This is a genomic window from Chitinivibrionia bacterium (genome assembly GCA_009779925.1).
Classification (GTDB): domain Bacteria; phylum Fibrobacterota; class Chitinivibrionia; order Chitinivibrionales; family Chitinivibrionaceae; genus WRFX01.
This window is the reverse complement of the sequence record WRAZ01000068.1, coordinates 1-6,347: the sequence shown is the minus strand read 5'-3', so window position 1 is coordinate 6,347 and position 6,347 is coordinate 1. Positions and strand designations below refer to the sequence as shown.

Below are 6,347 nucleotides of genomic sequence, written 5' to 3'. Positions count from 1 at the left end.
CAATTCGGTGATCCGCGTATCAACGTATATTAACTACTCCGCGCGGCTTTTCGCAGTCTGTCACGACCTTCTTCGACGGTAGATGCCAAGGCATCCGCCATATACCCTTAATATCTTAATATTGTTTTTCACACGCCTGCATTAAGCAAACGGTGTTTGTTTCTCGTTCAACGAAATCTTCGTATGTACTCTATTCGCTTTATCTGTCTTGTCAAGGAACTTGCTTAATCTCGCTGAAATTTATTCCGCTTTGTCAATTAAGCGGGGAGAAAATACGTTATTGTTATGGGCGTTGTCAAGGGGGGAATGGAATTTTGTGTAAAATATTTTATTTTGACTATTTTAAGATTTGGGGCAAACAGTTCGACTGTGCTTGTTGACTGTTTGCCCACAGGGCGGGCGATCCTATGTTTGAAAATCTATCTCATTGCCGCTAATATTTCTTCGCATTGTTTTTGAAGAATCGGAGTATCTTCGTGGGAAGTTGCCCAGACAATTTCTACATCAAGTTCTCCGTAGCCGTGAGTAACTATATTTCTTAACGTAATTATTGCCGAATATGGAATATTTCTATACTTTTCTTGGAAATTCTTTGACAAATGATTGGCTAATTCGCCGATTTGAAGCAAATCCATAGAAATCGCCTTGAAATACGGCTTACTTTTCCGGAATATTTCATAACTGTCTCCAAATGTTTCGTGGGTTTCTACTATTTCCGAACAATGTTTTATTATATGCCCTAAAATTGAAATATCTCTTTTTGTCCTATCCATAAATCTTTACCAATTCCTTTCTCATCTCTTCTTCAAAATTTCTGTCCAACCTTGTCTTTGTAGTAATTACGTCTATATTTTTATCCATAGATTCTTTTGTATCGGCGTAAAATCCACCCAGTTGAAAAAGCGTTCTTATTTTATCGGCGCGAACGTAAAAATCCACATCGCTTTTTTTTGTCGCTTCGCCACGGGCATAAGAACCGAATAAATACGCTTCGTTGATTTCGTATTTTTTGGCGACGTTTTCAAATCGCTTTTTAATTTCATCTACAGAATATACTTTGCGGTTCATACTCTATTACCTCGCTTTCTATGAAGAAAATACATTCCGCCAAAACAAAAAAGCGGATATTGAAAAAAGCAAAGGATTTTTACTTCGTTTCTATCCGCTTATGAAAATTCGGTATTTTGTGTTTGTTTAACTTGTTTACCGCTCTTTAACTCGGCAGCAGATTTTTCTAAAGCCGAGTCCCATTTCAAACCCCTTTTTTATGCTTTAATGTCGAACATCGCCGCCCATGCGAAACTAAATGCCCCCGTACCATGTTCCTCAAATTTTTTAAGGAAAGTATCGGTGAATAAATCTATTTTTTTCTCGCTGTCTATACGTGCTTGTTCTGAAAATGCAGCCGAAGCGTCACCGTTGAAATTCATGTTCATAAGTTGTGAAGATAAAAAACTCTTATTGTTTCCGATTATGAGTTGGAACGCAGATTTTGGGGAAAATTTAGTATTTTATAGAAAAAAGTTTTAACATTAGATGCCCCTCACTCGACGAATACTGCACAGGTCTATCAATCATCGTGATTTAGGGTCGCCGAACTTGAATGTGCGTGCAGAAATTCCCATTTTCCTGTCTCGCCGTTTTTCACGAAAACATCTGTAGTTTTGCCGTTGCCTTCGACTTGCTCGCCGTCAACTGTTCCGATGTAGTTGTATTGGTATGCGTAAATTTCGCACTTGTCGTCTTGGTAAACTGTTTTAATATCGGTTGCCCACCATTTAACTTGCTTTATCGTGTTCCAAAAGTTTTCGTGAAACTCCTTGACATCCTTAGTATCCGTCATCATTGTTCCTGAATGGCAAAAAGACGCGTTTTTATGGAATAATTTTGCAATGCCGTCAAAACTATGCAAGTTCAGTGCTTCTTGGTATGCTGCAAAATGTTCGGTGGGGTATTTCATTTTTGGTCTCCTTTTTTACGCTTACTTTTTATACAAATATAATATTTGCCACAAATAAAAAGAGACGCGAGCATCGCGTCTCTACAAAATATTCAGCAATATTTTGCCAATACCGAATAAAAATTACCGTTTCACACCAATCCTCGACGAATATACAAATCTTCTGCCGCTGATGCCTGTTGCTTCAACAAGCACCAAATACGTGCCGTTGGCTACAAATCTTCTTGCTTGGTTTTGCAAATTCCACGTAAATTCGTTGTTATTAGACAAGGCGTGCCTTGTCTCTACAAATACTGTGTTGCCGAGATTGTCCAAAATTCGGAGGGTTGTTTGGGCGGGCTCAGGGGTGATTACCGTGATTTTGGCGATGTCGGAGACGATTGCGTTTTCGAGGAGGATGCCGTGGCGGCGCGGTTGAGTATCGGGGCGAGAACGAATAAATGTGCTGCCGACGGTGTCGTCTGCTCCGGCGTTTCGCAAAAATGGGAAACCGTTGTTGGTTGTAGGGTTGATGTTCCAAATGTTCTCGAAATCCCAGTCGGTAAATGTTGCGCGATTTCTTAATTGAGCCGCGCTTGTTCCTGCTATATCAACGGATTGACACGGAAGCGAAGAAAACACGTTGCTTTCTATATTACTCGCCGACCAAAAACCTACAATTCCGCCGACCCTTCGTCGAGCTGCGCTAACCCCGCTCGCTATTATTTCGCCGTTTACGTAGGAGTTTGTAATGTTTATTCTGTTTCGCAGTGTTCCGATAAATCCGCCGGAATATGTAAAGCCGGAACTTTGACCCAAGGACGCATTAGAGGCAAGAACATCTGCCAAAACAAAAGAGTTGCTTATATTTACCGCGCCAACGCCCAAAATTCCTGAAGCATAACCAATAAATCCGCCCGAACGCGCTGTGTGGCTTAAGTTTGCAGTTGTCATCGTGGAACTTAAAGTTGTCAGAACCTCGCCGCTAAAATAGGACTCGGTTATACCGACGGTGATATTTGCTCGCCCGATTAGTCCGCCTGCAAGTGCAATACTTGCGGCTGTTGTTCCCGAAACAGTAGAGCGAATATCGCCCGAAGCAGATGAATTTTTTATTGTGATGTCCTGTTGCGCACGCCCAACCAAGCCGCCGACAACACTACTCGCAGTCGCAGCATTAGCTGTAATATTACCCTCAAAAGACGAATTTTCTATTATTACGACGCTGTTTGCATCGTTAATTAAGCCGCCGAGATTTACGGAATTATTTCCTGTAGCTGAGGCAGAAATATTTCCCGACACCAAAGAGTTGCGAATGGTTATATCGCCACCGCTTGTTGTTGCGGCAAGTCCGACCACAGAAGTGGCGCTTATATTCACCCTAACGTTTTCTATTAAACTGCCGTCTGCGTTATTAAGCAAGCCGTGCGAATTGTTTATGGTAAGATTTCGTATTTCTGCGCCTGTTATATTTCCAAAAAGCGGAGAAGATAAGCCGCTTATAGAGCGACCTTGTCCGTTAAATACTCCTCTAAACGGGCGAGCCGCCGTGCCGATTGCCGTCCAAGTTCCAGAAACATTTATGTTTGCGCCGAGCAGAATTGTTTCGCCCGAAAAATTGTTTCCGGCATTGACTAAATCTCTGAAAAAGGCTAAATCGCTTGCATTGTTAATAGTTGTGCCGTCCCAATTCCAAACTCGTTGGGCGTTGCTTGGAGTAAAAAGATAGTTTCCGTCGAGCAAAACACAACTGTTTCCATCATTTATACCCCAAGAAATACGGGCATTTTCGGGCAATGAAAGCAAACCGTCGCTTGTCCCTGCAATACGAATGGCGGCTGTGCTTGGATAGGCAATTACAATTCCGCCTGTTTGGCTTGTCGGAGCACGATTGATAACGTGGCTTGTGGTGCCTACTATACCAAATCCGGTAGCAATTATTAAGCCGCCGCGAATATTTACAATAGTGCCGGTTTCGCTAGATATTGCCTGTCCTGATGTTGCCCTGATTATTGCACCGTCGCGAACTTCAAGAGTTCCTGTCCCACCAACACTTACGGCATTTGGCGAACTCGTTCCCGAAGTAGAAATAGAAGTTTTTGCATCCCAATTTACAGTTGCTCCGGCTCCTATTCGCACATTGAATTCAGCTGCTCGCGAAATTACACCATTGCCCTCGCTCACAACAGTTATTGTTGCTCCGACAGGAACGCTCAATCTTCCTGACCAACCTTGCGAGGTATTATTCGGTATTGTTATTACTTCACCGTCAAAAGCAGTGAGGTCGGATGTTCCCCAAGTGGGGTTAGGGACTTGTATTATTTCTCCGCCGTTTTTATTTATTGTTCCGCCGCCACCGATGTTAATTGCTCGACCGTTAGGCGCGCTGATAATTCCGCCGTTTATAGTAATGGTATTACTTGCAGCGGAACCTGAAAAATTTATGGCAGTTCCTGTTCCGACCACACTAACTTCGCCGCCGTAAACTGTAATTCTGCCAGCGCCGGTGCTTATAGCCCTCGTAGCCCACGAGCCGGATTGTGTTTGTCTGATTATTGCACCCTCGTGAATTTCAATTCTTGAGTTGTTGCCACTGGAAAACGACACGGCATCCGAATTTCCGGAAGTGCTTATTCTCGCTCTCCATATCACAGTTGCATTATCGCCGATAGACACATCTAATCTCGTCGTGCGAGCTATCGGTTCTGCTCCGTCGCTTATTATTGTTACGGTTGCGTTGTTGGGAATTGTAAGTGTTCCTAACGCCTCGCTTGACGTAATTCTTATAGTTTGACCATCGGCAGCGGTTAATGCCGTAGTTGTCCAGTCTCTTGCGGTAACTACCTCTTGCGTGCCGGTTGTTGCAAAAAATTGGCTTCCATTAACTAAAATTCCGGTTTGACCATTTTGATTTGCCCACGAAACGTTTGCATTTAGCGGCAATGTAGCCAAGCCATTACTGCTTCCGGGCATAAAATTGCCGCTCACAGGATAAGCAACTAATACGCCGCCCGTTCTGCTTGTCGGATTACGATCCAAAACATTAGTTGCACCTACAACATTTGTTCCTTGCGCCACTATTAAACCGCCGCGAATATTTATTTGACCATTTCCGCTGCCAATTATGGCATTTCCTCTTGTAGCACTAATAACGCCGCCGCTTATTGTAATAATATTACTTGATGACAAGTCGGCAGAACGAATTGCCGCACCTGTTGATGCCGCACTAATTTCGCCGCCCAAAACACTAACTCTGTTTGGACTCGTTAAGTTAATGGCGTGCACCGGACCGATAAATCCGGGATCTTCTGTAAGCGTTTGCCTGATTACTGCTCCCTCGCGGACTTCAAGTTCAGCCCCTGCCAAAAGGTTTATTGTATGTGCTCCTCCCGACGCTGTAATTTCGCCGCCGGAAATGACGGCGTGCTCGGTAACGTTAATTGCTTCCGCCAGACCTGTCGCGCGGATTTCGCCGCCGGAGACCGTAATTGTTCCGGCGCGTATTATACGCGTTTGCGCAGAACCGCCGCCTCTAATTATGCCGCCTGAAACATTAACATTACTTGCCGCGATAGCAATACCTTGCCAAGTGCTTGCGTGAATATCTCCGCCTCTAATTATAATATTAGCGTTGTTTAGGGAATTAATAACCACATCTCTGGTGAAGGCATCAATTACACCCCCTAAAACATCAACGGTTCCGTTGCCACTTACGCGAATAGCATTTCCAATCCAACCTTGATTTCTTATTACCGCTTCATCATACACACGAAAATTTCCGGCACCACTAAATCTGACAGCTAATGTAGAAGCATCTGCCTCGCGACCGACTGCAAGACTGGAAACACTTGAGTTATAAAAAACTCTCGCTTGCCATCTTACAGTAGCACCTTCGGCAATACTCACTGCAAGCCTGGGGTTTAGAGCTGAAGCAGCAGGTCTGGAAGTCAGATTTACCGTCTCTGTTCCGTCGCTAATTATTGTTACCGTTGCGCCGTTTGGAACGCTTAGTGTTCCGGTCGATGTGGCAGAAACTCGTATAATTTCGCCGTCTTCAGCGGTTCCTGCCGCCCAATCTCTCGGTTGAACCAATCCAATAGTTACTGCGAACGAAGTCGTCGCAAAAATTGCAAGTATTACTACAATTGATTTTAGTTGGTTAGTCATTATTTTCTCCTTTTATTTGTTTTTGTTTTTTTCTTAATAAATATGCAAAAGAACAATTCGAAAAGTTTCAATTGCCCAAAAGAAATTTTATAGATTTTTGTGAAATATAGATATAAAATACGTTTTCGCCACTGCAAAAGTCAAGGGTTTAGAGAAGTTTTTTTGATAGAGCCGAGGCAAAAGTTAATTTCACCCTCTCATTTATCCCCACAAACGGCGGGGTTAATCACAGACAATTTAT

Annotated in this window: 4 protein-coding genes and 1 rRNA gene; all 5 read right to left on the bottom strand. The window is 43.3% G+C overall.

Annotated elements, in window-relative coordinates; genetic code table 11:
- A 23S ribosomal RNA gene (locus FWE23_11070) occupies nucleotides 1-121 on the bottom strand; the annotation flags it as partial.
- A 298-nt stretch (nucleotides 122-419) separates the two neighbouring features.
- Nucleotides 420-773 carry a DUF86 domain-containing protein gene (locus FWE23_11065; protein MCL2845966.1) on the bottom strand — a complete coding sequence of 118 codons (354 nt, stop codon included), beginning with the start codon at nucleotides 771-773 and terminating at the stop codon, nucleotides 420-422.
- Nucleotides 766-1,068, bottom strand: a complete 303-nt coding sequence (locus FWE23_11060; protein ID MCL2845965.1) for a nucleotidyltransferase domain-containing protein — start codon at nucleotides 1,066-1,068, stop codon at nucleotides 766-768. The genes FWE23_11065 and FWE23_11060 overlap by 8 nt, the downstream gene beginning before the upstream one ends.
- Nucleotides 1,069-1,570: 502 nt before the next feature.
- A complete protein-coding gene (locus tag FWE23_11055) occupies nucleotides 1,571-1,960 on the bottom strand; it encodes a nuclear transport factor 2 family protein (GenBank protein MCL2845964.1) in 390 nt (129 codons plus the stop codon).
- A 123-nt stretch (nucleotides 1,961-2,083) separates the two neighbouring features.
- A complete protein-coding gene (locus FWE23_11050) occupies nucleotides 2,084-6,106 on the bottom strand; it encodes a hypothetical protein (GenBank protein MCL2845963.1) in 4,023 nt (1,340 codons plus the stop codon).
- Nucleotides 6,107-6,347 lie beyond the last annotated feature (241 nt).

What these genes read in the sequence shown, in the direction of transcription:
- FWE23_11065 (MCL2845966.1), bottom strand. Translation starts at nt 773, where the DNA reads ATGGATAGGACAAAAAGAGATATTTCAATTTTAGGGCATATAATAAAA.
- FWE23_11060 (MCL2845965.1), bottom strand. Translation starts at nt 1,068, where the DNA reads ATGAACCGCAAAGTATATTCTGTAGATGAAATTAAAAAGCGATTTGAA.
- FWE23_11055 (MCL2845964.1), bottom strand. Translation starts at nt 1,960, where the DNA reads ATGAAATACCCCACCGAACATTTTGCAGCATACCAAGAAGCACTGAAC.
- FWE23_11050 (MCL2845963.1), bottom strand. Translation starts at nt 6,106, where the DNA reads ATGACTAACCAACTAAAATCAATTGTAGTAATACTTGCAATTTTTGCG.